This window comes from Bacteroides neonati (genome assembly GCF_000499785.1).
Classification (GTDB): domain Bacteria; phylum Bacteroidota; class Bacteroidia; order Bacteroidales; family Bacteroidaceae; genus Bacteroides; species Bacteroides neonati.
Map to the genome: position 1 here is coordinate 157,919 of NZ_HG726024.1, position 26,853 is coordinate 184,771.

The 26,853-nt window shown below is 40.7% G+C and carries 26 protein-coding genes; 5 read left to right on the plus strand and 21 right to left on the minus strand.

From position 1 onward, the window contains the following. Window positions 1-16 precede the first annotated feature (16 nt). From TY03_RS15730 to TY03_RS15780, 11 genes are all read right to left on the minus strand, one after another. Window positions 17-1,957 carry a hypothetical protein gene (locus TY03_RS15730; protein ID WP_042371680.1) on the minus strand — a complete coding sequence of 647 codons (1,941 nt, stop codon included), beginning with the start codon at window positions 1,955-1,957 and terminating at the stop codon, window positions 17-19. Between the two features lie 232 nt (window positions 1,958-2,189). After that, window positions 2,190-3,050: a phosphoribosyltransferase family protein gene (locus TY03_RS15735; RefSeq protein WP_042371682.1), complete on the minus strand. Its 861-nt coding sequence runs from the start codon at window positions 3,048-3,050 to the stop codon at window positions 2,190-2,192. A 3-nt stretch (window positions 3,051-3,053) separates the two neighbouring features. Then, window positions 3,054-3,923 carry a nucleotidyl transferase AbiEii/AbiGii toxin family protein gene (locus tag TY03_RS15740; protein ID WP_042371684.1) on the minus strand — a complete coding sequence of 290 codons (870 nt, stop codon included), beginning with the start codon at window positions 3,921-3,923 and terminating at the stop codon, window positions 3,054-3,056. Continuing rightward, a complete protein-coding gene (locus TY03_RS15745; protein WP_081713120.1) occupies window positions 3,920-4,489 on the minus strand; it encodes a type IV toxin-antitoxin system AbiEi family antitoxin domain-containing protein in 570 nt (189 codons plus the stop codon). Before TY03_RS15745 ends, TY03_RS15740 begins: the two co-directional genes overlap by 4 nt. 163 nt (window positions 4,490-4,652) lie before the next feature. Next, window positions 4,653-6,068, minus strand: a complete 1,416-nt coding sequence (locus tag TY03_RS15750) for an OmpA family protein (RefSeq protein WP_042371686.1) — start codon at window positions 6,066-6,068, stop codon at window positions 4,653-4,655. A 136-nt stretch (window positions 6,069-6,204) separates the two neighbouring features. Beyond that, on the minus strand, window positions 6,205-7,662 hold the full coding sequence (gene mobV, locus TY03_RS15755; RefSeq protein WP_042371840.1) for a MobV family relaxase: 1,458 nt from the start codon (window positions 7,660-7,662) through the stop codon (window positions 6,205-6,207). A 253-nt stretch (window positions 7,663-7,915) separates the two neighbouring features. Then, window positions 7,916-8,719 (minus strand): hypothetical protein, encoded by an 804-nt coding sequence (locus tag TY03_RS21560; protein ID WP_052332513.1) that lies wholly within the window; start codon window positions 8,717-8,719, stop codon window positions 7,916-7,918. A gap of 197 nt (window positions 8,720-8,916) precedes the next feature. Beyond that, window positions 8,917-9,423, minus strand: coding sequence for a hypothetical protein (locus tag TY03_RS15765; RefSeq protein ID WP_052332514.1), 507 nt, complete (start codon window positions 9,421-9,423; stop codon window positions 8,917-8,919). 5 nt (window positions 9,424-9,428) lie between these two features. Next, the gene (locus TY03_RS15770; protein WP_042371688.1) at window positions 9,429-9,779 is read right to left on the minus strand and encodes a hypothetical protein; all 351 of its coding nucleotides are present in this window, start codon (window positions 9,777-9,779) and stop codon (window positions 9,429-9,431) included. Between the two features lie 6 nt (window positions 9,780-9,785). Further along, window positions 9,786-10,232, minus strand: a complete 447-nt coding sequence (locus TY03_RS15775) for a hypothetical protein (RefSeq protein WP_042371690.1) — start codon at window positions 10,230-10,232, stop codon at window positions 9,786-9,788. Between the two features lie 11 nt (window positions 10,233-10,243). Next, window positions 10,244-11,353, minus strand: a complete 1,110-nt coding sequence (locus TY03_RS15780) for a hypothetical protein (protein ID WP_042371691.1) — start codon at window positions 11,351-11,353, stop codon at window positions 10,244-10,246. Window positions 11,354-11,750: 397 nt separating this feature from the next. On the opposite strand from TY03_RS15780, the gene TY03_RS15785 reads away from it, so the two are divergent. From TY03_RS15785 to TY03_RS15805, 5 genes are read left to right on the plus strand one after another with little or no spacing between them, the layout of a single operon-like run. After that, window positions 11,751-12,404: a recombinase family protein gene (locus tag TY03_RS15785; protein WP_042371692.1), complete on the plus strand. Its 654-nt coding sequence runs from the start codon at window positions 11,751-11,753 to the stop codon at window positions 12,402-12,404. Beyond that, window positions 12,391-12,693, plus strand: a complete 303-nt coding sequence (locus tag TY03_RS15790; RefSeq protein WP_042371845.1) for a TIGR04076 family protein — start codon at window positions 12,391-12,393, stop codon at window positions 12,691-12,693. Before TY03_RS15785 ends, TY03_RS15790 begins: the two co-directional genes overlap by 14 nt. Before the next feature lie 2 nt (window positions 12,694-12,695). Next, window positions 12,696-12,902, plus strand: a complete 207-nt coding sequence (locus TY03_RS15795; RefSeq protein ID WP_042371693.1) for a hypothetical protein — start codon at window positions 12,696-12,698, stop codon at window positions 12,900-12,902. A 4-nt stretch (window positions 12,903-12,906) separates the two neighbouring features. Continuing rightward, entirely contained in the window at window positions 12,907-13,179 is a 273-nt protein-coding gene (locus tag TY03_RS15800; protein WP_042371846.1) for a DUF1294 domain-containing protein, read from the plus strand. Between the two features lie 11 nt (window positions 13,180-13,190). Beyond that, window positions 13,191-13,679 (plus strand): HXXEE domain-containing protein, encoded by a 489-nt coding sequence (locus TY03_RS15805; protein ID WP_042371694.1) that lies wholly within the window; start codon window positions 13,191-13,193, stop codon window positions 13,677-13,679. Between the two features lie 18 nt (window positions 13,680-13,697). Here the strand turns inward: TY03_RS15805 and recD2 are convergent, their stop codons facing one another. The 10 genes from recD2 to TY03_RS15855 form a co-directional block, all read right to left on the minus strand. Further along, entirely contained in the window at window positions 13,698-15,944 is a 2,247-nt protein-coding gene (gene recD2 / locus TY03_RS15810; RefSeq protein WP_042371696.1) for an SF1B family DNA helicase RecD2, read from the minus strand. 21 nt (window positions 15,945-15,965) lie between these two features. Next, window positions 15,966-16,739, minus strand: a complete 774-nt coding sequence (locus TY03_RS15815; RefSeq protein WP_042371697.1) for an SDR family oxidoreductase — start codon at window positions 16,737-16,739, stop codon at window positions 15,966-15,968. 3 nt (window positions 16,740-16,742) lie between these two features. Further along, window positions 16,743-17,006, minus strand: coding sequence for a hypothetical protein (locus tag TY03_RS15820; protein WP_042371698.1), 264 nt, complete (start codon window positions 17,004-17,006; stop codon window positions 16,743-16,745). A gap of 6 nt (window positions 17,007-17,012) precedes the next feature. Beyond that, a complete protein-coding gene (locus TY03_RS15825) occupies window positions 17,013-17,768 on the minus strand; it encodes a ParA family protein (protein WP_042371700.1) in 756 nt (251 codons plus the stop codon). Window positions 17,769-18,008: 240 nt separating this feature from the next. Then, window positions 18,009-18,374 (minus strand): hypothetical protein, encoded by a 366-nt coding sequence (locus tag TY03_RS15830; protein ID WP_042371702.1) that lies wholly within the window; start codon window positions 18,372-18,374, stop codon window positions 18,009-18,011. 18 nt (window positions 18,375-18,392) lie between these two features. After that, on the minus strand, window positions 18,393-18,677 hold the full coding sequence (locus tag TY03_RS15835) for a hypothetical protein (RefSeq protein ID WP_042371705.1): 285 nt from the start codon (window positions 18,675-18,677) through the stop codon (window positions 18,393-18,395). 649 nt (window positions 18,678-19,326) lie between these two features. Continuing rightward, window positions 19,327-24,315: a helicase-related protein gene (locus tag TY03_RS15840; protein ID WP_042371707.1), complete on the minus strand. Its 4,989-nt coding sequence runs from the start codon at window positions 24,313-24,315 to the stop codon at window positions 19,327-19,329. Between the two features lie 679 nt (window positions 24,316-24,994). Continuing rightward, a complete protein-coding gene (locus TY03_RS15845) occupies window positions 24,995-25,219 on the minus strand; it encodes a DUF7688 family protein (RefSeq protein ID WP_042371709.1) in 225 nt (74 codons plus the stop codon). A gap of 98 nt (window positions 25,220-25,317) precedes the next feature. After that, window positions 25,318-25,806 (minus strand): SLOG family protein, encoded by a 489-nt coding sequence (locus TY03_RS15850; RefSeq protein ID WP_042371711.1) that lies wholly within the window; start codon window positions 25,804-25,806, stop codon window positions 25,318-25,320. A gap of 1 nt (window position 25,807) precedes the next feature. Further along, window positions 25,808-26,374 carry a phosphoribosyltransferase gene (locus TY03_RS15855; RefSeq protein ID WP_042371713.1) on the minus strand — a complete coding sequence of 189 codons (567 nt, stop codon included), beginning with the start codon at window positions 26,372-26,374 and terminating at the stop codon, window positions 25,808-25,810. Window positions 26,375-26,853 lie beyond the last annotated feature (479 nt).

Sequence of the window (26,853 nt, forward strand, 5' to 3'; positions counted from 1 at the left end):
GCTATCTCCAACTTTATTAGCTTTTGCCATACTTCCTGAAGGCAGAGATGGTTTGATAGATGCCGTAGGCGATGAATATTTTGCCGAATAGGAATATGAAGGCACTTTTAAGCGAGATATCTTTTGTGTCATCAAATATATTTTTGTATCCATCCAAATCGACTAGCCATAAGTAGCCCAGAACTTCTTTCCAATATATGGTGTTGAAAATTATCCAACTACTGGCATCGGCAGACCACACTATCTCCCCGGTCGAGTAGGCATATAATGTGTAAAATGAGGCTGCTGCGCCTGTTGTAAAGAGGAGTCCACGCATCCAGCTGGTTCCGTTTTTGTTTGAGAGGGTGTTAAAGCGTAGTAAGAGAATATCTGTAATAGGAATCTGTTTAAAGACTTTCAGCCAAGTTTTATCCAAAGCATCAATTCTCGATTTCTTAATTCGCGCAAATATGAGAAAAAATGCTAATATACCTGTGAGAAAAAAAAATTGATACATTTCATTAGTAAGGAATATGAACTCTAATACTAAGAATGCAGAAATAATACTTAATTCTATAACAGAATACAGCCTGTGAATACTCTTAATTATATTTTTCGTTTCTTCCATTAATTCCATTCTGTACATTTTCATTTCTGCTGCTCTGTACTTTAAAGCCGATATTGAATCACTACGCTTCATTGCTTCATTTTTTAGACTAAGCAGCGTATGTCTATTAGTAAAGTTTGAAATATTTATGTCTTGAGCATTAAAAGCACCAATTATAGATGAAAACTTTAAATCAAGGCTTCGAGCAGTAACATTAGTAAATACAACGTTACCAAGAATATTTGCCGATGTAAATTTAAAATCTCCATGATTATTTTCTGGCTCGTTAATGTGCTTAATTATCAAATATCCACCACTCTCAACAAAGATATTCGAAAAATCCACAACTGCATCTGCTTCAAGAAGTATTTTCTTTCCATCCCAACCATCGAATAAGAATAAACCCTTGATTGTGCTCGTAGAAAAGTCTGCAAACCTAATATAATTGAGGATATTGTAAAATTTCACTGTGTCATAAAATTTGCAGTTGCTCAAAGACATCCTGTCTATCGCTGCGTTCGAACAATACAGTTTCTTTTCAAACGTCGAATCATCAAAACAAATTTCCTTGATACGAGAATCGTCTAAACGTACGAGATCTTTAAACACACACTCTTTGGCATGAAGTGTGTCTATATTGTTTCCTTGGTAATTGAACTCTTTATTAAATGTGGTTTGAGAGAAAAATTGAAAATTATTTTTAAAGCTGGTTTCTTGATTGATGGTACACTGATTTACATGAAACTCAGAATTATCCTCTAGTTCAATTTCTTCTATAAAACAGCCTTCTACTACTATTTGGTCGCAACGATTATTCTTAAAAGTTGCAATCAAATGGTCACACTTGCTAATAATTAAATCGTCCTTTATAGTATTATGAGAAAACAGAATATGTATGCCTTTGCCCGATATGTTACTATTGCTTCGGAGTGAATTTATTGTGCATGATTTGTTGATTGTGCAGTTGCTAAAACTTAATTGTATAATTTTGGACGAGTTTACTTGCTGATATAATTCCTTTATGCTTATTTCTTCCTTAAAAGTGCAGTTGTTGAATTTAATTCCGCTTTCTTCATAACCACTTTTCAGACCAATGCTAATCCAGTTTATGGAAGTATAAAAATAGCATTCTTTGAAATTGATATCATAGTCCAAAGACATTCCAATCTGTTTGTCCTTTTCATTTGAGAGATGAAAATCACAGTTGGTGAAAGTTATATTTTTTTTTGGAGAAGAATCACTCGTCCTGATACAATCAAAAAACTCTTTCACATCCATTTCAATCTGGCTGTTAGTGCATAGAAGCTTTTTTAAAATATCAGACAATTGTTCTTTGCTCTTTATTAGCGACTTTACAGGTGCATTTTCCATTTCATTCTTTTTTTATAGGGATTCATTCTTTTTCTGTTAATTCATACCGAGCAAATACCATTTCGTCTATCTGCTGCTCTTGCTCGGTGGTGTCTTCGCTACGGGCTTTGGCAACGAGGTAACTTTCCGCTTTTACACACGAAAATCAAAAAAACAACGCAACCACAATGCAATAATCGTTCTGATGAGTATGACGACACGATAATCAGTATTTATTGTTTGTACGCCATGACTATAAATATTTATCTCTAAACCAATTCGGTTCTTCTTTACGGGCTTTCCGCTTAATAGAAGATAGGGAGGATGGATATTGTATCGTCTTAGCTAAAAATACCGCGCCAACAATTTCAACATTAAACATAGCCAATTCTTTTATATGTTCCCGTAAACTTTTACCAGTGGTGATGACATCATCCACCAATATAGCTTTTTTGCCTATAATATCAGAATTGACTACAATATTCGAACTCGCAGTAATGTTGTCTCTATCCGTAGATAAATGTTTGCTATCTCTTTCATTAAGATAAGTGACACTGAATAATTGAGGGTTCAGTCCATCAACAAAAGACAGTGCTTTGGCCAGGCGTGCAAAACGAGCCATGTATTTTCCCTTTGAGCTGCATGGCATAAAGAGAACCAATACGTCTTCTTTTAACTCCAATCGAGAAATGGCATCTTTGAACTGTCCGGAACAAGTATCTTTTCCATCCTTGAAAGAATAGACGGCTTGCGTAAACTTCCTTTGTTGCCAGCTACTAAAGTCCGAGTATCTTGATGGGATATAGTAATCCACAAAAATACATGGAATTTTATGGTGTGCAACGCCATTGCTAATAAGAAAAGGTGTGAGAGGCTTCTCTTGCATAAAGTTTTCTATATTGGCTATCACATAAAATTTCTCTGCTTTTTCATTGCTGGCCAGTAAAGAATTTCTGTACCCCCAAATACGCTCTTCTTTGGTCTTAGCATGTTGCCCCACAACGAAGAAAGCATTAGCTGCTTTATTTCTCCAATATGTCTTTATCTTTCCCATGAAAGAAATAATGAATAAGATTGCAGGGAAAACAATACTCAGAATCAATTCATCCGTCATACATCAACCTTTTAGAAATTCCCAATAAGGTTTCAACCATTGAGTAATGCGATTCGTTACTTCTGCAAATGACACGGTCGGTTCATATTTTATTTTCTTCAAGAAAGCATTCCAACGCTGATTCAATTCAGTATCTTGAGCAAATTTATCAGAAAAAAGAATATGATTTTCCGAATAATGAGTATCTCTGTTCTCAAAAGTGGCGCGGATAGCCTCTTGAAGCAGTATATCATCAAGTGATTGGGTTGAACAAATGCGATACAAATCAAAGAAATCTTTCATTCGACTGTTGAAAGTTGTACGCTCAACCATTGTTTGAAACTTCTCTGCAACTACTGTCTCCAGGGAATAAGCCATAATGTTGGTTGACGGGAAATCAGCCAACAATATAGGATAGTCCAATTCTTCTGGTTGCGGAATGATAATATCTCCAAATCCTATGTCCATGTAAATGGATTGACGGATAGAATCAAGTGTCACTATCAGTGAAACACGGATACCTGGATATTCCTTCTCTACTGTGATTGTATCTGCTGTAAGTGTGTCCGCGTGGAAATGTACACCGTCTGTCTCATACGGAATATCACATATAGAACGGAATACAGCTTTAATATTTTCCAGATCATTGGATATACGGTCGCCCATGAAATCTATATCCAATGTAGGACGGGCTGCGAAACGGTCGTATGCGTAAAGGAGGGCACCACCTTTGAGGACAAAGTGAGTGCGATATTCGCTTAATGAAAGACGGAAAAGGAGTCTTTCTTGAAAATAACGTGTTACCAACTGCTGATAACGAATGTTTTCTTGTTTCGCAAGATTGAGCAACCGAGCTTTAACCGATTGACCATAATTAGGCGTATGGGTATTCATAATTGTATTTCCAAATAACGTCGCAAAGATGTCAGAACTCGTAGTTGTTCCGCATACGTGCGCAAAAGTTCAATATTTCTGCCGGAATCTTTTAGATAGGAAGATAGCACTTCTGCCATTACATCTATGCCTATCTTATTCCGATATTTAATAGCATCACAAACACACCGTTCTTTATTATAGATACATATTTTAAAATCCTGTATCTGGATTTCAGTGCATCCTATAGAAAGTATATTCGCATTCTGGTAAACAAGCTGAATATCCGGAAAGTCAGGAACTACCACTTTGCGGTCACGGTTAATAGCAATATAATGAGCGGATGGAATCTGGGTAGTCATTCCATAGAAATTCCATGCTGAATAGAGGCAGAGTATTCCGCCAGGAACGATTTTTTCTATGTCTATCATCGTATTGACCAAAGCATCTTCTGTCGCATAGACACCACGCTTCAAACGGGTTACTTCACCCTCTTTTGTTGCATGGAGCAACTTACGGTACGTTTTTCTATCCGTATCGCAAGACTTTATAAATCCATCTTTCAGCATATCTTTATTTGTTTCCATTACTAATTGATATGGCACAAAGATACCGCTAATTTTTAGATATGCGGTAGTTTCATTCCAAAACATTCACTTGTTAACTAAAAAAAGACCTACTCTCACGAGCAAGCCTCTTCTGCAACTGTTTTATTTATTACGAAAAAAGTTATTATTCGAATGTTGTTTGTTATTTAAAGAACAGCATCACAGAAGTGTGTCGGTTGGCTTCCTTCGGTGTATAGGTATCAATCCCTCCTTTATTGACCTCTGAGATTCGATTTTTATCAATGCCCCGATGTAACAACTGTGAGTAAATATATTCGGAACGGCTGGCTCCTAAACTACGATTAACATCAGATGTTCCGGTAGCACTATCAGCAGCTCCACAAACCCTAATACTCAGATTGTATTGTTTTGCAATCCTGGCAATCTCATCCAAGTTGATCAATTGAGAAGCATCCGTAAGGTGATTTGTTCTCAACTCAAAGAAAAAGAAGATAGGTGCGCCTATGCAACTTTTTCCTTTTGACAGATCGGAAAGATAACCTTGTAATGATGATTGGTATTCGGAAGAACTTCCAAACTTGTAATTTTCTGTTAAACTTTTGCCTTGAATAGAATCACCGCTGAGTGAATCACCTGGCCACTGAATACCCTTCAATCTTGAGCGAAGGGAATTAAGTCCGCTGTAATCGTTTTTTGGATAAAGTTTCTTTGAGAGGTTTTTCTTTTCCTCATTCTCTGAACGATTCTTATACAAATCAAGTAATCCTTCAATCTCCAGAATCTTTTTCAATTCAGCGATTGATTCCGCATCCTCATTATGTTGCTTAGCCAACAGTGAATTGCAATCGCTTAACGAAGAGGCATACTCAATCAACCATTCATTCTGCCTTATATAAGGACTGGCATCCACCACTCTTTTCCAGCCTACCTTTCCAATGGAGAAAGATAGGCCGGCTGTGAGGTTCATCAGATTATCACCGAATCTATTGGAAACGCCGCGACCATCAAAGTTCTTAAATGTAGTAGTGCCGCCAAGTTCCATAATCAGGTGAATCCTTTGAGTAAGGCGATATTGCCCCATCACGCCATAAGAGAAGGCAAAAGGACTGTTCCCATTATTCTCGTTATGTATGATGCCAAGTCCTGCATAGGGAACAATCTTCCATTTGGGCTGGTCACGGATATTGTAATGGTGAGACAATACATTCCACAAAAAATCAGCATGTACACTTTTGTATGATTGGGTATGCAGCAAGCTGTTTTTAAGTTTGAATCCCTGAAAGGAAACTCGACCGCCAATGGCCGGCGTGAACCATTTTCCTCCCGAAACAGATAAAGTAGGCTCTATCCGGTCGAACAAATCAGCACAACCTAACGGAGAACCGACAAATGCGGAAGCTCCACCGGAAATGCTCAAGAACCAATTGCCATTCCATATCCTCGCAGAAGTTATATTTTCAAGGTAGGACGGTTCAATTGGTTCGAGCATCTCCAAAGAAGCATTATGAACAACAAGACTATCTAAAAGGTGTGCATTACCAGCTTGCGCGTTCAGCGACAAAGCGAGTGGTAAAATCAAAACTATTTTCTTTATCATTGTAATCTTAGTTTTAAATACGAAGCAAAGAAACTGTATCTAAATGGAGTGAAGAAAGGTTCTGCTTCCAATCAATCTGTATTTAACCTGCGTTCTGCTTTTGAGTAAAAATCATACCTGTTATCATACTCAGAAACTATCTTCGGATATTCTTGCCACTTGGCTTCATCATCCGATGAGCCATCATCAGACAACGACGTGCCCAAGCCCGGTCATCCTCATCATCCTTGCGTCCCCAAGGGAGATCGCTTCCTCCTCCACCTCCTCCGTGTCCTTTCGCAAAGTTGGTCGCCTGATCCACCAGATTGGCATATAAGAATATGGCACATTTGATAATATCTTCGCCTCGTTCCGCCATATCTTGTAACAAGGAATCGTCCAATGATTCTTTCGTTCCAAGGCTGAGAGTTGGCAAAATCAATTTGAAATCTCTGATCAGGTCATCCAAAAGTACATCTGCCAATCTAAAGCGTACCTGTTGGGTCAGATTGGATGTCGAAAGCCTAAGCTGCTGCTGGTATTGTTCTGTCATATCCTTCGCCTTGTCTTTAAGGCTTTTCAACTCATCCAACTGTTCATTGGCTTGTTCCAGTTTTGCCTGTTTGTCCGCCAAATTATCCAATACTTTTTGAAGGTCATTATCCAGTTTCTTGATTCGTTCATGTAACTCTTCGGAGTTCCCTTTGCCGTTTTTCAATTCTTCATTAACAGCGGCAATTTCTTTCTCCAACTCATCTTTTCGCTGTTCCAAATTCAAGGTCATCGTGGTGAGACCCTTGACTCTCTTTTCCGCAAACCGGATATCGTCATAGAGCTGTTTGAGTATTTTCTTGTTCTCCTCAATCTGTCCTTCGAGGGTGGTACACTGACCGGACAGTTCACGCTTGTACTCTTCCGTTGTGCGATGTTTGGCACCGCTCTCGGCAATACTGTCTCCACGCTTCAGTCCCCACTTCTCATTTACCTTGGCTAGTTCATCGTGAAGAGCCAGCATGATTTCCTTGTATTCATATTTATCCTTGCCGGCAAACATTTTTTTGAAGGCAAATTTCTTGTCCTTGTCTATTGGCAAAAGAGTCATGTGAATATGTGGATTGGTTTCATCGAGATGTACAATGAAGGCGACAATGTTCTCCTCGCCCCATCTGTCACTTGCAAATCTGTACATATCCTGTGCCCACCGTTCAATATCCGAGCTTCGTTTTATGTGAGAATTGTCAGCACCCTGTGTAAGATCCACCTTTTGATTTCCGAAAGCTATTTCAAGCATGCGCTCACGAGTACCGCCAAAAATGAAATTGACCACCGTCCGGTACTTAGGTTTTTCCCGACCTTCATTAGGATCTTTGATGCCACGTTCTGCCAAGTTCTCTGCCATCAGTTGAGGAATGCTTTTACGCTTATCGACGGAGGAAACAATCCCTCCCTTTTTAATCTCAAAATTGAGAGGCTCACGGCTGCGGTCATAGTTCCCGGTGGCAGTTGCATTGTTCCAGCCCTTCTCCGACCACTTACGCTGATGCTCGTTACTTTGACCAACTGTTATCCCTTTCGAGGCACGAATATCCATTACCTGTTTCATTTCTTTCGCCATATTTTTTAGTTTTTTTCCACAGCTTGCTGCCTCGTTAGAGCCTATTCTCCCATTGCAATTTTGCAAATGGGGTATTAGGCTACCCACAGAATAAATTCTGTGCCTGAAAAGGCAAGCCTTGTGCCCTACAAGAGGTCAAGACCTCCGAAGCGAACATCCTACCGAAGAGGGAAGGATAATGGCTTCATGAGGCTGTATTTTGCTAAAGCGGGGCATTCTGTTTTTTGTTGAGATGACAAGTCTGCGGTAGTTTCTATTTTTCATCTTCAATGGGTGCGGACCGGAGTATCGTTCCGTAGTGCGCAAAGATTACGTCCGATAACTTTTTGACTTCAGCTGGAAGTTCGGACAAACACGGTTTGAGGATCGGACTTTGAGCACTTGAAAAAAGAACGCCACCCAAAGAAAGCAGGTGCCAGAATTCAATGAAGTCATGGTGGCAATGCTCGGTAAAGAGTGTGGCGAGTGCCCCATTCACAGCGGGCTGTTCCGGTATAAGGTTGGAGTGACTCAGGATGATATGCGAAATAAATTGGTGAAGCCGTTTCCCTGTATCCGCTTTGCCATCTGACATTTGCGGTTTGAATAGTTTGTCGGTATCCTTGAAAAAATCGACACCCGAAGAGAGCATCTCTTCTACACTAATATATCCACTCAGCCATCTGACAAGTCGCTGTTCATCTTTAGTGAGCAGAACCTCATTCTTATCATGCTCGGACGGCTGGGTACAACGCATGGTTATCACAAAGAATTTGCCCTCTGATAACATATCAGCATAATTCATGGCAACCAACGTATCGAGAAAGGACTTGACTGTCACCCTATGCCAATTCCATTTTTTTGCAAGACCGGTGACAGTCACAGTAAACTGTCCTTGATGCAAATGAACGGTGGTACCGAACCGGGTTTCTTCCGATTGGGTCTTTTGGCTCATCGCCATGTTCATCAGCTCACAGAAAGCATCCAATTTCGATGCCCGGTCTGTACTTCTGGGACGAAGATAATCAAGCAGAAGTTTGTCTGCCTTTATCTGGTAATCTGCAATAATTTCACTCATGGATGTTATCTATTTTAATAATTATGTTTTGATCCAAAACGTGGGATTGAAAGGAATGGTGACTGACAACGAACTGCTGTGAATGTCTTGTTGGGGCATGTCTATCATGCGAAAGAAGTTTTCCAAACAATCCTATTCATTGATAAAACCTGATGCCTTCATGTGACAGTCAATTGCCATCGAAAAAAGAAATCCAATTAACAGTCATTCCATTCGTAATAGAAGTGTCGTATTTCTCTTGGCTGCTCCATTATTTCCTTGTGATAATCAGGATATGAAATTCTCTCCCGCACTTTTCGTGAGGGGTAAAATATCGCTCCGAATAACAGAATCTCTATCGTGACGGCTGTCGAAAAGAAGAATGGAACAAACAGGCAGACTATGGCAATGATGGCACTGACGAAAAGCGTTCTTTTGCTCTGTAGGTAATAGATGATACGCTCTGTTAAACGATGGGAGAACAGAAAGATAAAGGCGACCGATGAGGGAGCCAGGTCATACACGCTTTGGGCTATATTGACATAGTTGAAATGAAACAGCAACAATATCAGTAGTAGCATGAGTGTATAGAACTTACGCCAGCTATGACGACAGGCCATGTGTACATAAAATTTAGTCATTCTCTTTCCATCTGCTTTGTAGTAAAACAGGGAAATCAGGAGTACTAATACGGGTAATAGGATATGTATGCTATTTGTAATCATTTCTGTTATTTTTCTAATTCTAAAATAATATGTCCAAAAGAGGCTTCCTTGATGATAGCTTCCGCATCCGTATAGAGAAGTTGTTCTTTCCGGCAACGCTTTCTGAAGGATGCGTTTTGACTTAACGTTCGTATGGCATTGTCCAGCATAAATTCAGGAATACGCCAGCAGTGGCCTTTCGGGTAATTGTAGTTAGACCATTTGGCAACCAGACACAAAACCCGGCTCTGAACGGGGTAAAAGCTTCCACCGGTATGGAAACTAAAGGTTTCTTCTGCACTGGCATCCATGACATCCACCCATGTATAAGTGGCGTGTATAAGAGTGACCAATTGATGATATAGCTCCGTCTTCATATCATATCAGATAAAATCCCGTAGCAGTTCATCCATTTTGCGGTTATAAATGAACCGCCCACGCTTGTTTGTCTCTACCAGCTCATTACGTAACTCAACGCCCATGACCTCCAATGACGAATACAGGGTAACGTAAAGGGTGTCGCACCTGCAACGCTCATCTGCGATGGCATTGATTTTATACATGTGCCCAAAATGTGGGTTAGAATACGCACAACAATGATGACCAAAGATGGTATCTTCCGAGGGGATGTGGTGGTATAAAAGGATTAATTCCATCTGATCCTCCAGCTCGTCAATCAATTCCTCCAATAAATACTTTTGAGGTAAAGAGAATGTTAGCAATGTGCTTTCATCGGATAACTCCGCTCCCTGAAAAAGAGTTGAGACAATAAGATTGGGCATTTCCAAAGAAGCCAACATGATGAAACGTTCGATATGTTCCTGTTGCATATGGGTGTGGTTTATAAGTTATCAATATAGGCTTTCATTAAAAGTGCGGGAAGGTCGTTTAAGTCAATAGGAAAACGTCCCGATTCCAACTTACTGACAGCTTGCGGCATTTCAGCGGCTAATTTTTCAAGTGCTTGTTTTTCTTCTTGTGACAGCAGTGTATAGGAGAAGCCATCTATTGATAGCCAAGGTTGGAGAAGCATCCATAGGTATGCCGTTGCCTGATTGCTGTCCTTGAAGCTCAGTTTATGTGCGTCAGTCACGCAAGTGGCTGCGTTTTGAAGTAACCGTCGATTATTGCGCATGGTCATGAGTACCACTATTTCGGTTTTACTCATTATGGGCCGTTGGCGATTTGATGATTCAAATATGCTTTTGACCTGTTGCTCTGTTTTGGTTTTAATGTTGGTAAGAGACATGTCTCCCCAAGAAGACAAGTGTACGAGAAATAGCCTGAAAGCGATATCTTCGGACCTCAAGAAATGAAGAATATCCTGCTTTGAATGGATGCCTTGAGACAAAGCTGAGTTTAATGTATTCTCGTAAATCTGTATTGTATGGCGCTTATCAGCCGGATGAATCGCTACCGAATCCATAGAATGAAAGAAAATGTGAGCAGACACGGCCAAACTTTCCACTTCTTCAGGTAGTTCCCGGATGGATAATTTATCCAGAACGTGATAATAATCTTTGAAATTACGGGAACTGCCGTCAATCAGACGTTCAAGCTCTATAATTATTGAGTCGTTGATTACATCGTATGCGGACTTGGCGTGATAATTCTTATTATTGATACTGTCCCGATTGATGCAGACGAAAACGGAATCACTTACTGTTCGGTATTCATGGGCTAAGTCTATAATGAGATCGGTTGAAGCCTGATCGTATAGCCTGATTCTATGCAGCAGATTGCTGTAGGCATTGATTGCCTCATTGGAATCTTGAAAATGAAGACCTTCCTTTGAGGAACAACTTGGCAGGAATAAAAGGGAAAGCAGTATCAATAACATGTGAGTATGATTCTTTCCACATCCGGTGAAAAGTGATACAGCACATTTTGCGCGTTGTGTATATTTCATCTGCCATTGATGCAGATTTTTATTCAATGAAAATCGCTTCATATTGTCTATCCGATTAAAATTTGAATGCAAATGTATAGTATTAAAATCCTGCTAAGTATCATCGATTGTGCGATTTAATCATTCTTACATAATCATACTCAAAGTCTGATTTATAGAATTGATTACAAATCAGTTAGATGATAAAATATAGCAGCAAAAACGCACTATGAAAAGCTCTCAGTTATTGATAGACGGAATACTGTTTTGGAAGCTTGAGCTATCCGAAACTTTTCATATCGGCATACGTCGAGGTTTCAGACAAAAGCATATCTGTTTCTGTCAGACACCGCATAATGGCAAAAAAATATAAATCATACTCATTTTTAGTTTGAGTATGATTTGTTCTATTGAAAACATTGTAACTTTACTCACAAATTTCATATCTAAAGAGTAAGCTATGGCAAAAGTTGGCTATTTGATGCGTTCCGTTCATTATGAAGGTGCTGAATCCGATATTGAATGGATGGAGAATTACGGTTGTTGCGAGATTGTAGAAGAGAAGCCGGAACATGAGAAACTTCGTCCGTTATGGAATAAGGTGCTGGGAAATCTGCATAAGGGTGATGAATTGGTCGTGCCTAAACTGAGTAATGTACTACAGGGTACTCGGCAATTGGCTTTCTTCCTGGAGTTCTGCCGGATGAAAGCCATCCGGATCATCTCTATCCATGATAAGATTGACTCCGGGAATGAGTTGTTTCCCGAAACCAAAACGTCAGATATACTGCAAACCATCGCTTTATTGCCCGTAGAGGTGAATGCCAACCGAAAGTCCGCTCATAATAAGCACCAACTGAAAAATAAAATCAAAGTCCTTACTTCTGCCGCACATAATAAGGGAGAAAGAGCAAAGCTTGTGGTGAATATGTATAAAAGTGGGCATACCATAGATGATATTTGGAAAACAAGCGGGTTCAAGAGCCGCAGTTCCATCTTCAGGATATTGAATACAGCCGGTGTTGATTTGAACAGAGGACATACAAAGGGACCGATTGGGCCAAGAAAGAATAAAGAAGAATCTAAAGAAGACAAAAATGGTGAAGAAGGTTAAGATTACAGTCATTCGTAAAGTCAATCATGCCGACTTATCAGCTCGGTATGAGAATCCGATAGAGCATACCTGCGATATGCAGGAAGGGCAAACCTTCATTTCGGTGGATAATCAAAAGCCGGAAGAGATGTGTGAAAGCGCATGGCAGAGCATGATGCCGTTTGTGATGACATTAGCACATGGGGGAGGGGATTTCTATGACGGCTGGATGAAGAATCCACATTCGGCCATGATTTCGTGTAATGACGGATTCCGTCCGGTCAGTTTTTTAATTGAAACGATAGAATAGGTATGACTGCAAAAGAATCTGCCATATACGGCCTGTTGCAAGATTTTAATTACAGCCAGGGTATGATACTGACGGCTATGAGAATTTTGGACCAATCCAAGGCTGCGCAGGAAGAGGTACTGCTTTATCTTTATGACAACCAGCCTGCTGAAAAAGAGTTCATCGAATATCTGGCAGAGATTTGTGAAGGCAGCAAGCAGATCGAATGAAATGATGAATACAAATTTTTTGTTGATATACTACCTACTTGGTATAAATGCTGTTACATTTGTCTTGTTTGGTATAGATAAGCTCAAGTCCCAAAAAGGATGGTGGCGCATACCGGAAAAGACATTGCTCATGCTCGCTGTTATAGGTGGAAGCATGGGGGCTTTGTGTGGAATGCGATTGTTCCACCACAAGACAAAGCATAAGAAGTTTTATCTTGGTGTGCCAATTTTATTGGCTATACAGATTGCTTTGATTTGCTATTTTCGATTCATATAGAATTGCATTGTATGTTCACAGTACTACTATACATTTTGCTGCCATTGGTATTCCTGCTTCATGATTTGGAAGAAATTGTGATGAGGAAGCACTGTATGCCTTATATTGTGCGGTTGGTCTCCGATAAACTTCCACGGATAGCTCCAATCATCAGGCATTTGCAAAATATTAGCACAAGGAATTTTATCATCATTATTGTCGAAGAGTTCCTCTTGATTATCGTGGCTTTAGTGGTATTCCTTTATGATATTCCTTATCCGCTATTAGCCCTGTTTTGGGGATTTAGCATTCATTTGCTTGTGCATATCGCACAGGCTATTGCTATAAGGAGATATGTGCCGGGACTAATTACATCGTTGCTCTTCCTGCCTTATTGCGCTTTGGGGATCGTACATCTAATTCAACGATATAGTTGCGAAATGAATATGTTATTAGCGGTAGTTGGGTTTGCTGTCGTTGTGGCCAATTTATTAATCATGCACAGAATCATGAGAAAATAAAAAAGGATGTCTTCACATTTACTTTCCTTTATTTCCATACGGAACGGCATCTTCCGCCGCCATAGAACAGGATGTTTCCGAATGTTCCGGATAAGGAATGACTTTCGGAGTTATAACCGGCTTATCAGCTCTCAGTGCCAATGATGGATTTAACCTTTCCTTGAGTTTGGTGTTGCGTTTCAAAACAGACATATTGTGGATGGCACAAGCCAGCGCTTTGGTGGTACCGATAAGCACGCAAATTTTCTTGGCACGGGTAATGCCTGTGTAGATAAGGTTTCGCTGAAGCATCACATAGTGATTCATCAATACCGGCATGACTACTATCGGATATTCCGATCCTTGCGATTTATGTATGGTGGTTGCGTATGCCAAAGAGAGCTCATCGAGTTCGGAAACTTCATACTCTACCGAAATGCCGTCAAAACTGGCAATGAGAGTACGTTCCTCCATATCTACTTCTTCGATGTACCCCAAGTCGCCATTGAATACTCCTTTGTCGTAGTTGTTCCGTATCTGCATTACACGGTCGCCTTTCCGATAAGAATAGCCGCCCCGGTTCAGACAAACAGATGTGGGATTCAACGCATCCTGAAGTGCTAAGTTTAGATTGGATGCGCCTACTACTCCCCGTTGCATGGGCGTAAGGACTTGTATTTTGCTCGACGGCAGACTATATGCTTTTGGAAGCCGTTCTTTCACCAGGTGGACAATACTTTCAGCAACTTGATTCGGGTCTTCTGTTTTGATAAAAAAGAAGTCGGTGTCTTTGCCGTTGGTCGTATCGGGAAACTGGCCGTTGTTGATAGCGTGGGCACTCATCACGATACGGCTGGACTGGGCCTGACGAAATATCCGGGTCAGACGTACAACAGGAATTTTCTTTGAATCAATGATGTCACGTAATACATTGCCTGCCCCAACACTGGGTAACTGGTCGATGTCACCCACCATCACCAATCGCATTCCTGAAGAAATGGCTTTCATCAGATGATTCATCAGGAGGATGTCTATCATGGAGCATTCATCTACAATCAAAGCGTCGGCTTCCAACGGGTTTTCTTCATTGCGCTTGTATCCGTCTTTCGGATTGTATTCCAACAGTCGATGGATGGTTTTGGCTTCCATGCCGGTAGCCTCGCTCATTCGCTTGGCGGCTCTTCCGGTCGGTGCGGCAAGCAAGATACTCATGCCTGCCGTTTTCAAAGCGGCAATGATACCTTGTGTGGTAGTGGTTTTGCCTGTTCCGGGGCCACCAGTGAGAATCATTACTTTGGATTCTACGGCTTGACGGATAGCAGCGATCTGAACATCGTCGTATTCAATACCGGTTTCTTGCGAAATGGCGGCAAGATTGAATGTAGGCTTCTTCTTGTCTGCTTCAAGTGCTTCCACCAGTGCCAGAAGACGGTTGGCTGCACCACATTCTGCATAATAAAAAGGGGGAAGGTAGATGGCTTCCTGATCCAGTTCCAAATCTTTGGCCTCAATCATTTGTGTCATAGCCTGCTTTACGGGTTCTTCCTCGACTTCAAGCAACTGCATAGCGGATTTTATCAGTTGTTCCTCTTCCGCATATACATGACCGTCATTGGACAATTGGCTTAACGTGTAAAGGATTCCACTCCGACAACGGCGTAAGTCACTTTTCTCATAACCCATCTTGGCAGCGATACCGTCGGCGGTCTTGAAGCCGATACCCCATATATCATCCGCCAAGCGATACGGATTGTCCTTCACCTTGTCTATACTTTCTTTGCCGTACTGCCGATAGATTTTGGCAGCGTATGCGGTACTTACTCCATAGCCTTGCAGAAAAAGCATCACGTTCTTGATCTCCTTCTGCTTTTCCCAACTTTCACCGATCTTCTCTACACGCTTTTTGCCGATGCCGGGCACTTCATACAGGCGTTCGATGTTGCTTTCTATTACATCAATGGTTTCCAGCCCAAACTTAGTCACAATCAGCTTGGCGAACTTTGGGCCGATACCTTTCACCAATCCGCTACCTAAATACTTCTCAATGCCATAAATGGTGGCAGGCATGACTTCTTCCCATGATTCTGCAACAAACTGACTTCCGTATTTCTTATCAACTTTCCAATTACCATCACATAGCAAGACACTGCCCACCGGAACTTCCAGCAGGTTACCCACCAAAGTAACAGGGTCATTATAACCTTTTACATTGACTTTCATCACCGAATAGCCATTGTCGGGATTCTGATAGGTAATGCGTTCTACTACGCAACGGAGCTTTATCATTTGTCTTTTTCTTATTCTTGATTATTGGGTTTTGTATTCCCATCCGCAATCATTGTGGTAAACCATCAGTTTGTTCATACCACCGTCGATTGTAATATTCTCACCGTTGATGAATGAGTTACGCTCATCACACAAGAAAACGACCGCACGGGCTATGTCATCGGAATTACCGACTCTTTGGGAAGGATGCTGTAGGTAATCACTTTCATTTGAAGGTACAAATGCTGCCTCCTGATGTGTACCCGTCTCTATCCATCCCGGTGCAATGGAATTAACACGTGCTATACCGGACAAACTGACGGCAAGCGCATGGGTTAAGGCTGTAATGCCGCCTTTGGCGGCCGTATAGCTTTCCGTGTTGGGTTGTGACTGGAACGCTCGCGTGGAAGAGATGTTCACGATAGAACCCAGACCGACGAAATGGTGTTTGAAAAGCTTTGCCAACATAAAAGGAGCAGCTACACCTACCCGTTGGACGTAAAGAAAATCTTCATACTCGCAACCGTCCAGCACACCTCCCTGCATCAGGCAGGCATTATTTATGATGCAATGGATGCCTTCGGGATGCTCGGAAAGGACTTGTCCCGCAAAGTCTATAAGGGTTTGTTTGTCGGCTATGTCTCCGATATAGCCAATGACATTCCATCCTTTGTGTTGCATCTCATTGGCTACTAAGACGGTCTGCTTGGCTTCCTTATCTAAGATATATACAGTGTCACCCTCTGATGCGAAGTGTTCCGTTATGCAACGACCAATGCCATTGGCTCCACCGGTCACTATGATTGTTCTCCCCATGAATTACTCCTTTTCGTGCTTGTCCAAATACTCCTTCATGGCCTCATTCACAATGTCTTTTAAGGACATATTTTTGTCTATTGCCAGGTATTTCATTCTGGTATGAACACTTTTGTTGATAAGGAAGTTGCAGTGTACAACTGCCTCTTTTTCTTTCTCCGTCGCAACTTTTGCGGGTTTATCCTCTGTAGAAGAGGGAGTGGTTGATGAAAGGAGGCCATTAAGACCACCTTTCATACTATCTTTTAATAAATTACTTTTACCCATATTGATTTACTTTAGTTTTAGGACTTCTCCGGCTAAAGCCATGTAGTCTTTAGCTCCGTTACTATTCTTGTTATACTCGTAGATATTCTTTCCATTAATCGGTGCTTCAGCCAAAGCCACATTGTCACGGATAATTGTCTTGAACACCTTATCGCAGAAAGAATCATGGATAATTTCCGTAACGCTCTTGTTCAGCGTCTTGCGCTTGTCATATTGGGTGATGACAATTCCTCCAATCTTCAAATTGGAGTTGAGACGTTCTTGAACAATACTGATAACGTTCATAATTTTAGCCATACCTCGCATTGCCAAGAATTGAGCCTGTACCGGTATAATCAGGAAATTGGCTGCCGTTAATGCGTTTAAGGTAAGTAATCCCAATGAAGGGGGGCAGTCAATAAGGATGTAATCAAATTTATTCTCTTTAGGCAGTTTACCAATCAGTTGCTTCAAAATCATTTCCCGTCCCGGTTCATTGATAAGTTCTGATTCTGCTGCCGACAAATCAAGACAGGAAGGAATCAAAGTAATGCCGCTTTCTGTCTTTATAAGAGGAAGAGGATACTCACCTTTCATCGCTCCATATACCGTGTTCGGCTCCTCAATAGAGTAACCGAAGGATTCGGTAAGGTTTGCTTGTCCGTCAAGGTCTATAACAAGAATTCTCTTACCCTTTTGTTGCAGGGCAGCGGCAAGGTTGATGGTTGTAGTCGTCTTCCCGACACCTCCTTTGTGATTTAGAATAGCTATAATACTGGGCATATTTTATTCTGTTTTTACATTAGAATACAAAGGTAATAATTATATTAGTATATACTATTATTAGTATTTAATACGATTACTATTTTACTTTATTTAGTAGTTACTATATGTAGTATTTATTGATATAAAGCATATTAAAGATTTTATATAATCTTATTTACTCATATCAGAATACATTCCTTTTAGTCCATATATGAATACAAGTGTATCTGATATGGACTAAAAGATGACTAATGGAAGCTATCCCATCAATAGCTTATACCGTTGTTGTCGGCAGAACTGTTCGTATTCAGCCTTATTTGTACCACTTTCGATGGCTTTGTCAATGATTTCACCTACCTGATCAAAAAAAGCTTCATCGGTGACACATTTGGTTTCTTGATAATTTATCAAGTAGATCTCGTAGTAGTCACTGCCATTGAGAGCTACTACCACAAACCCCTTAAACAAGCGTCCGTTTACGTTGAATTTAAGTGCCGGCATTTCCTTGAACACTGTGGCTATAAATTTTTCTACTCCCCAAGAAAGAACAACATTCATCGGGGTTGTTGCCAATAACTGATTTTTGGCGGTCTCTGCCACCTGCAAAACATACTCTTTGTCCATAACTGTAAGTATTTAGAATTAAATAAATGGTATCGGTTGTCCTTTCTCTTGAAGGTATTCCAGCATTGCTTTTGCATCTTCATGGGAAGCACGGTTACGGTCATCGTAACGGCGGTTGTCATCCGCCATGACCTTTAGGCATTCGCGGATTAGACGATAAAGAGACTGTTGCAATGTTGGATGCATCACTGGGATTGCTGCTGCAAAGTTCTCGGCATTGAAACAATAATCGTTTAATGCGCCTTCAACAGACTTAGCCAGTTGGTACTCTTTTGTCTGCTCGATGTTCTGATAATTTTCCATATTCAAATCGTGTTAAATAAAACATTTATTTTCCCCTTACCTCAGACTTTTCTTATCGAAGCCGATTGGGAATTTAACAGTGCAATTCAACTGTCACCAACCGTACTTTTGAAGCCGGTTTTTCTTGACGATTACTCTCCATAGGAGGAAGAATCCGAAAGAAATACATTTTAAACCGAGCTTTAAAGTTGGGTGACAGACCTTCGCATCTGGTAAAGTCCATCGGATAGATCGAATATTCTGATATGACTGAAACGGTATAAAAGGAAGAATCACCTATAAAGGGAAGATCTATAACAGGATGAAAAAGGCTTGGGCGGGTAAACAATGAAGTCTGCCGGGGCAAACAAGAAAAGCGGCTTGTTCCGGCATCGACGGGCTGGGTTGTTTCGATTCATCGGAACTCCTGCGCTATGATGCAAGGAATGTGCCGCTGTTTGCCCTTTTCTGAATACGACTGACCAAAGGGAAGTGGTATTTAGGAACAGACATTCCTACCACTTTTGGGTTGGGAGAGCCTTTTTATAAAAGGAAGATAGGAGAATATAAAAGGAAGAGCCGGGCATTGGCTTGTCCCGTAGGGAGAAAAATCCCTCGCCCTGTCTCACGACAGAACAAGGGAAAAGGTCAAATATATCTGTGAGTTAAATTAGGCTGCATCATCAACAGCCGGTATCGGCTGTTGATCGACTTGTTTCAAGGATTCGTCAATCCTATTCTGCAACTCTGAACATTCCTGTTTCAATGCAGAAAGTTCACCTGACTTGTTCCATTGTCTTGCCGCAATCTGTTGTAGTGTCGGCAATTCGTTTGCTAATTTGTCGATCTGCTGTTGTTGACGGCTAATCAATGCAGGTATTTTTTCAAGGGTTGTCTTTGGATAGTCGGCTGATTCTGTAAAACTAAGTGGTAAAGCACCCGATAAACCACATTTATATTTCAATCCGCTTAAACCTTCAACATAGAAAGTATTTCTATCAAAAGAGCCGGAAAAATTGTATTCGCTGCGTACTGATAAATTCAGTCCCATGTAATGCCCGATAGTCTTCCAGTCCTCACCTCTGTAACGTTTTGCAATGATGTGTAACTCCTGACCTATTTCTTTCGATGTAGCTTGCTGCATACCGATGATAGAAATTTCCCGTACTTCTTTATATTCAGTGATATAATGCCAATCTTCGGACATTCTCCGCTTGTTCTCTTCGGCTTCTTCAATATCTTGCAAGTTTTGAGCGATCTTTCGTTCAGCCCTGTAACGCTCTTTGTTGAATATTGCCTGCTCTTTTTCTAGTTGCATAATCTTATTATCCAACTTTGTTTTGTTTAGCAAGTCTGTATTTCCGGATAAGAGGGCTACAAACTCTGCAAAGTTCATTCCGCTATTTTCGTCCATGCTATCCTCGTCAATCTTGCGGATGGCTACTGTACCGTTGTTTATCTGATTGATAAACATTTGCTTGTTCTTTAAAAGATTGAACTTGTAAGCATCAAGCGTTTTTTCCGTACCATAAATGATTACATCGACAATGTTGTTTCCCCACAATTTTACGGTGTTACCCTTGCGGACAGCCCTACCGGTGCGCTGCTCCAAATCAGCGGGTCTCCAAGGTACATCAATATTATGGACTGCCACAGCCCTTTTTTGCGCATTTACGCCAGTACCCAACATGGAAGTAGAGCCAAAAAGAACCCGTATCGTCCCGTTGTTCATGTCCTCAATCATCCGCTTTCTTGCCTTTTCAGTCTTGGCGGTCTGAATAAATTGTATCTCACTGGCAGGTATGCCCAATCCTATTAGTTTCTCCTTAATATCCGAATAGATGTTCCATTGATTAGGTTTATATGCACTTAAATCGCTGAATATGAATTGAGTACCACGATTTTTCATTGAGCGCATATAATAATCGTAGATGGTCGCTGCACAGCGTGAAGCTTTGTTTGCAGGGTCGTCACTGAATTTGTCTCCCAACAAGCGCATATCAAGAGCCATTTTTCTTGCGACATCCGTAGCAATCAACATTTTGGCTTGATCTAAATTTTCAGGTGCAGGATAATTCAGTCCCAAATCCGCCCAGTTTCCGCTGTTTGCGAATGAAAGCAAACGTCCAATCATTTCTTCTTGCTCTATGGTGGGGGCATTGGATAAGAATCTCACGTTCTTTTCGGGGACATCAAGATTCATCATTTCTGCCGTGCGATAATCTGTGATTTCTCGGAGGAATGCAGCCAATTCCGGTACTTTGATGTAAGTGCGGAAACGCTCCTTGCGCCTGATAGAACCTGTAACAGTCAACTCATAATCTGTTGTCTTTTGGGTAAATATGGCTGCCCAAGCATCAAAACAACTAATTTTTTGCCGTTGGAGTTCCTGCGGTCTCAAATATTTGAAAAGAACATAAAGTTCGGTTAAGGCATTTACTATAACCGTGCCGGAAAGAAATGTAGCCCCTAAATCCTTGCCTGTGCGGTTTTGAATGTCTCGTATAGCTACCATCAGATTCATTGCCCGTTGTGAGCCTTGGGTATTTCCAATGCCTGCTACTCTTGTATGCCGGGTCTGAAACATGGCATTTTTAAAAACTTGACATTCATCAACAAAAATGTGATCGATACCCATTGAATGAAAATCCATACTTTCATCTTTCTTGCTTTCAATCTTTGACCGTAGCATGGATAGACTGGCTTTCAAATTCTGTTGTCTGATTTCAAGCCCTTTAAGCATCTTTCTGCTGCGCCATTTCATGCCTGAATCTTCCAAAGCCTGTAAAGAACGCTCTACATCATTTAGTTCTTGATTGAACATTTCCATCATCGTTTCATCTGACTGCGGTATCTTGGAAAACTGGTCGTGTGTCAGAATGATACAATCCCAGTTACTATTCTTTATTTTGGAAAAAAGTTCCTGTCTGTTTGCAGGTGTAAAGTCCTCTTTGCCTGGATAGAGCAGCTTGGCTGTCGGATATGCCTTTCTAAAACAGTCGGCAATCTCATGAACATTGGCTTTAAGTGCGATGATAAGCGGTTTCTGTACCAATCCTAAACGCTTCATTTCATAAGCCGCCACACACATAATCATTGTCTTGCCTGCGCCTACCTCATGCCAACACACACCACCACCATTCTGCTTAATCATCCAAACAGCATCTTTCTGTGAGGGGTAGAGGTCGTTGTAAGGGAATTGTTCAAAAGACAGATTGGGAAAAGTCTGTGCCGAACCGTCATAATGAGGTCTGACATAACAATTGAAACGCTCGTTATACAGACTAACCAATTCATCACGTACAGCGATGGGCTGATTGTCAAGCCATACATTAAACTTACTTCTGATATCCTGTATCTTGCCGGATGCTTCTTGTATGGCTTCATCATCAGGCACTCTTACACGCTCACCATTCCGTGATATTTCTTTGGTTATTTCGGGTACTGTGTCCTGCAAAGCATGAACCATCAAGTCCTCCCCGTTGTAATTACGAACTGAATACATATTATAGGCTATGGGTGAATAGCCATGCAGAGCAACAACATACGTGTCGTTTACATCAAAATAGATAATTTCTGTCTCAGCCTGAAATAATTCCGTGGCGAAGTCTGAAAACATCTTGGCATCCATCCATCTTTCACCGAAATTAAATGTCAACTCTTCATAAGAGATAATTTCAGGAATGACATTATCTAAAGCCCTTACTGCCGTTTCTGCCCAATCCTTTGCGTTTCCGGTCAGTTCAGCAATCATTGTGCGAATTTCCTTGCATTTGCTTACTACATTTCCTGCAAGGAATTTACCTTTATGCTCCCAACTTCCAGTTATCGGATTATAAAAAATCTCACTGCTCAAAGTTTCTATCAATTCAGTTTCCGCTTGGTCGGTCGTTTGGGTAAGATAATTCATATCTACTTTACCGTAATAGTTAAGGCTACTTACCAGTGCTTCTGTCGGAGTTAGCTTTATTGCAGTGTCTATTCTAATAAATGCAACAGGTTCATTCATGATGTCCGCTTTCATTATAGTACCGTTAATCTGCATTTCAATACTGAAAACTTCCAGCCCCAAAGAATCTATCAAAATAAATTCTTTATTGTCGTTGTGGTGGAAAAATCCCCATTTTTGAACATAGCTTTCATATCGGCTGTTTAACAGTTCCCTTAACTGCGGATATTCGGTTTTATCCTTATCCTCCTTGCTTGAAAGTTCAAAATACGTTTCACGCACAGAAAAATAGTCGTTGGCACGGCTTATATTCATATCCTGCATATTAAGTGGAAAAAATGTAGGTGTACGGTTTTCTAATGAATCTCTCTTCTTATATTGTAGCTTCCCTAACTGCCCTTCAAACAGAACCATTGTGCCGTCTTTCATCCACCATTGTAGTGTATCAGTATAGGGGCGTTTGCCTTTATCCGGTTTGGATAGTGTTTCGGTCGGCTCTATTCCGAAAGAATCAAAAAGAGACAGTTGTGTAAATTTTACCTCTTTCCCCTGTGCTTCAAACAGCCCTTTTCTGAAATAACGTTCAAAGTCAGATTTTAATAAATTAGAGAGATGCTGTGACATTGAATCTTCTGTATCTTGCCATTGATACTTGCGTACATATTTCCCAAACTGATTTTTTTGAATTTGGCTTATGGTAGCCACAACCGTTTTAGGTAATGTGAATATTCGGTTAAAGTATTCGGTAGTACAATTCGTATCAGGTACACCCTCTTTCGCTACCTGTAGGAAAAGCTGTTCCTTTGACGTAAGCATAGCTTTATGGCTATGTTTTTGGAAAATAAAGAAGTCACAGCCGACTTCGATACCGCCTGTTTGCATGAAAAGGGTATCGGGCAAACGGAGTGCTGTTATCATATTGGTATTATGCACAATATAGTTGCGCAGGAATTTATTAGCTGGTGCATCTGCCACGCCTCTTGGCGCAATAAAGGCAATGATACCGCCCTCGTTGAGCAAGTCTATACCTTTCATGATAAAATAACAGTGAATGGACTTTGTAGACTGCGCGTGTACAGAATCTTTGTTGTAAAAATCATAGTCAAAGACTTTGAAATTTCCGAAAGGTATATTGGATGCTACCACATCAAATGTCTTATGGTCGATGTCTTGTTCGTCAATGGTTTCAAAGCCATCAATGATTACCCGTGTGTTATCTTGCAAAGCAGACAGAACCAATCCTGTCACATTGTCTTTCTCAAAAGCATAAGTATAGGTTGCCGGGGTTGCTATCGGAAGAAAGCCGCCTATTCCTGCCGATGGTTCAAGAAAGGTTTTCATTTGTAAGCCATTGTTTCTGAATGCCGCCTGTATCTGTGTGGCTACGGTCTGAACAAAAAAGGTCGGGGTGTAGAATGCGGTTAAGACAGATGATTTGATACTGTTCAGCATTGAATTGTAAAGCTGCTCGTTACCAATGGAACGGGTATGCAATATGTCTTGCAGTCTTATGAAAGACTTTTTCATGTTGTCGGGTACTGGCTGGCTTGTTCCGATGTTCAATACCTCTTTAATACCTCCAAATCCTGTGTATTTGGATAATATTTGTTTCTCCGCTTCTGTTGCCGTTCTGCTAAGTGGAAAGAGTTTGGCGGCAGTTTCAATGGCTTCAATGTTAGCCGTTAATGATGTTAATTTCTTGTAACTCATAATATTTAACCTTTAATTTTTTCCCTACTATCGGGTCTTTTCCGATCTGCGAGAGATTATTTTTCTGCTTTCTGAGGGAGCAGAAGACAAATGGTCAAGGCTGATGTGTGAAATACGCTCGAACTTTGTGAGAGGAAGATTTCGCACAATCACTCGCGGCTATCAGCCGGCATTGACAAGGTTGGATTCAGTGAGTTACCTTTGCTGAAAAATGATTCACAAGCAGTTCGGACAGGTAAATATCGCTATGGCTTTATAGAACAGGAGGATGAATTATCGGAGCATATAAGTGGAAGATGAGAAATCATTTGAAATGATTTGCTATAATGGGAGGAGATAAGGCTTGGGTGGGTAAACAATGAAGTCTGCCGGGACAAACAAGAAAAACGGTTTATTCCGGCATCGACGGGCTGGGTTGTTTCGATTCATCGAAACTCCTGCGCTATGATGCAAGGAATGTGCCGCTGTTTGCCCTTTTCTGAATATGACTGACCAAAGGGAAGTGGTATTTAGAAACAGACATTCCTACCACTTTTGGGCTGGGAGAGCCTTTTTTTTATAAAAGGAAGATAGGAGAATATAAAAGGAAGAGCCTGAAAAGGTTACATTAGAGCCTAAAAACAGGAAAAGAATGAACCCGATACACTTTGGCTATTTCCAAAACGTATCGGGCTTAAATTTACAAACAAGGAATTACACCGCTTTTCAACAAAGAACCATTCTGATAATAGTCTATTGTACCTGCACTGAAACCCATATTCTTGAATGCGACACAACGCAGATAAATTTTATATTCATCCTGCTTCATGTTTCTCCCTATGAGATTATTGAATATCACCGGGATGCTACATCCGTCGTCACTGGAAAGAATGGTCTTTCCTTTTTGTCTGATTTCTTCTGTCATAATTGAGTGTTCTTAAATTTGTACCGTTATATGTTGGGTTGTTTAGTATGATTATACATGCCTAAACAGCAAATTTTGTTGAAACGTGTGATCAGAAATCAGAAAAGATTTGTGACCGGCAGATCTTTCGCTTGTGCGTTTCTGCAAGTATAGAAAGTTCCACCTTTATTTTCTCCATCGAAGTAGGCTATAACTTGACTTGAATGAGCCAACATATAGTCATTACGCCTTAATAGGCATCCTTGATGATAATTTTCACACAAAAGAATGGTTTCATCGGCTCTGCTCAAAATTGATTGGTATCGCTTTTTATCAGCAAAAGAAAAACGTTCGTCTTGGTTGCGATATGGCACTACTGCAATAAGTCTTAATTCTTTATATTCGGCTTTCAATGATAAAACGACTTCTGCCGAAAGCAAGTCAAATCCCATAGCCATGCCACAATAGTAATTGTTGTAACCCTTTGCATACAGTTCAAGAATGATGCTCTTCAATGCTACTTTCAGCATTGATAACTTACCATAGGGAATAAAGCGGTGTCCTGTAAAAGTAACGGATTGCTCTTTTTTCAAAAATAGATTTTCCATATTATATCATCTTATAAGTTGTTTTGCCAAGAAAAAATCCACCTACAATATTAGCTCCAAGTTGTTCTAACTGGCTGCCATATTCCGCCCAACTGTTGCCTGTGGTCAAAATATCGTCGAAGCACAGGACATCTTTGCCCTTGAAAAAAGCTTCGTCAAAATCAATTATCGTGACTTTGCTGACAGTCTTTTCTTTATCTTTCCGATGTTCATGCACCGCCAGCCGTTCACCTGTAATACTTACGTGCTGATAGCCATTGACTGCACCGGACAATTCGCATACCCGTGCGCTGAAATTCTTATACCGAAGTTCATTCTTTTCGATTGATGATGCAGGAACACAAGAAAAAACGATGTCTTTTACTTTATCGCCGAACATATCTTTCAAATATTTTGCAGTCATTTGAGCGACTTCTTCATGCGCTTTGCCGTCCTTGAAGTCCCATACTATTCTGCGTGCAACTTCTTGCTCTAATCCTACATTCTTAATTCGGACTGGATAATACTTGAGAAAACTTACAATTGCCTTGTTCCAAAATCTTTTAGTGGTGCTATCAACTTTTGCCATAATTTAAAATTTATTTTTCCCTTTCATTCAGGCTTTTCAACCTGCTGAGGGAGATTTTTCGGCTTTGCAAAGGAAGTGGCACCAATAAGGCAAATCCCATGATGAAAATACGCTCGTATTCATACGAGGAAGATTTTCACAGGCACTTGTGCTTCATTGGATTTGATATTTGGAATGGCACTTGATACCTTTGCTGAAAAATAGCCCGTCGGCAGGGTTAGGAAGATGGCTTTCTATTCATATAAAAGGAGTAAGCAGGGAGGGGCTTTCTGTTTATGCCTGTGTCTGGACTTTCTTCAAAAACGAAGTCCTGTATAAAAGTATCTAACCCTATAATGGGTAAGGCGGTTAGCGTTATATGACAGTTGAAGCGAAGCTTTGTATAAATGTATAAAAGGAGGATGTTCAAGAAGGGGGTTGCCAAACCAGTTTAGAAAAGGAAGTGACAGGTATTGTTGGAGGAATAAGCCAATCCTGAC

Excerpts from the sequence above, each read along its gene's own strand:
- TY03_RS15730 (WP_042371680.1), bottom strand. The coding sequence starts at position 1,957 with ATGGAAAATGCACCTGTAAAGTCGCTAATAAAGAGCAAAGAACAATTG.
- TY03_RS15735 (WP_042371682.1), bottom strand. The coding sequence starts at position 3,050 with ATGACGGATGAATTGATTCTGAGTATTGTTTTCCCTGCAATCTTATTC.
- TY03_RS15740 (WP_042371684.1), bottom strand. The coding sequence starts at position 3,923 with ATGAATACCCATACGCCTAATTATGGTCAATCGGTTAAAGCTCGGTTG.
- TY03_RS15745 (WP_081713120.1), bottom strand. The coding sequence starts at position 4,489 with ATGGAAACAAATAAAGATATGCTGAAAGATGGATTTATAAAGTCTTGC.
- TY03_RS15750 (WP_042371686.1), bottom strand. The coding sequence starts at position 6,068 with ATGATAAAGAAAATAGTTTTGATTTTACCACTCGCTTTGTCGCTGAAC.
- mobV (WP_042371840.1), bottom strand. The coding sequence starts at position 7,662 with ATGGCGAAAGAAATGAAACAGGTAATGGATATTCGTGCCTCGAAAGGG.
- TY03_RS21560 (WP_052332513.1), bottom strand. The coding sequence starts at position 8,719 with ATGAGTGAAATTATTGCAGATTACCAGATAAAGGCAGACAAACTTCTG.
- TY03_RS15765 (WP_052332514.1), bottom strand. The coding sequence starts at position 9,423 with ATGATTACAAATAGCATACATATCCTATTACCCGTATTAGTACTCCTG.
- TY03_RS15770 (WP_042371688.1), bottom strand. The coding sequence starts at position 9,779 with ATGAAGACGGAGCTATATCATCAATTGGTCACTCTTATACACGCCACT.
- TY03_RS15775 (WP_042371690.1), bottom strand. The coding sequence starts at position 10,232 with ATGCAACAGGAACATATCGAACGTTTCATCATGTTGGCTTCTTTGGAA.
- TY03_RS15780 (WP_042371691.1), bottom strand. The coding sequence starts at position 11,353 with ATGAAGCGATTTTCATTGAATAAAAATCTGCATCAATGGCAGATGAAA.
- TY03_RS15785 (WP_042371692.1), top strand. The coding sequence starts at position 11,751 with ATGGCAAAAGTTGGCTATTTGATGCGTTCCGTTCATTATGAAGGTGCT.
- TY03_RS15795 (WP_042371693.1), top strand. The coding sequence starts at position 12,696 with ATGACTGCAAAAGAATCTGCCATATACGGCCTGTTGCAAGATTTTAAT.
- TY03_RS15800 (WP_042371846.1), top strand. The coding sequence starts at position 12,907 with ATGAATACAAATTTTTTGTTGATATACTACCTACTTGGTATAAATGCT.
- TY03_RS15805 (WP_042371694.1), top strand. The coding sequence starts at position 13,191 with ATGTTCACAGTACTACTATACATTTTGCTGCCATTGGTATTCCTGCTT.
- recD2 (WP_042371696.1), bottom strand. The coding sequence starts at position 15,944 with ATGATAAAGCTCCGTTGCGTAGTAGAACGCATTACCTATCAGAATCCC.
- TY03_RS15815 (WP_042371697.1), bottom strand. The coding sequence starts at position 16,739 with ATGGGGAGAACAATCATAGTGACCGGTGGAGCCAATGGCATTGGTCGT.
- TY03_RS15820 (WP_042371698.1), bottom strand. The coding sequence starts at position 17,006 with ATGGGTAAAAGTAATTTATTAAAAGATAGTATGAAAGGTGGTCTTAAT.
- TY03_RS15825 (WP_042371700.1), bottom strand. The coding sequence starts at position 17,768 with ATGCCCAGTATTATAGCTATTCTAAATCACAAAGGAGGTGTCGGGAAG.
- TY03_RS15830 (WP_042371702.1), bottom strand. The coding sequence starts at position 18,374 with ATGGACAAAGAGTATGTTTTGCAGGTGGCAGAGACCGCCAAAAATCAG.
- TY03_RS15835 (WP_042371705.1), bottom strand. The coding sequence starts at position 18,677 with ATGGAAAATTATCAGAACATCGAGCAGACAAAAGAGTACCAACTGGCT.
- TY03_RS15840 (WP_042371707.1), bottom strand. The coding sequence starts at position 24,315 with ATGAGTTACAAGAAATTAACATCATTAACGGCTAACATTGAAGCCATT.
- TY03_RS15845 (WP_042371709.1), bottom strand. The coding sequence starts at position 25,219 with ATGACAGAAGAAATCAGACAAAAAGGAAAGACCATTCTTTCCAGTGAC.
- TY03_RS15850 (WP_042371711.1), bottom strand. The coding sequence starts at position 25,806 with ATGGAAAATCTATTTTTGAAAAAAGAGCAATCCGTTACTTTTACAGGA.
- TY03_RS15855 (WP_042371713.1), bottom strand. The coding sequence starts at position 26,374 with ATGGCAAAAGTTGATAGCACCACTAAAAGATTTTGGAACAAGGCAATT.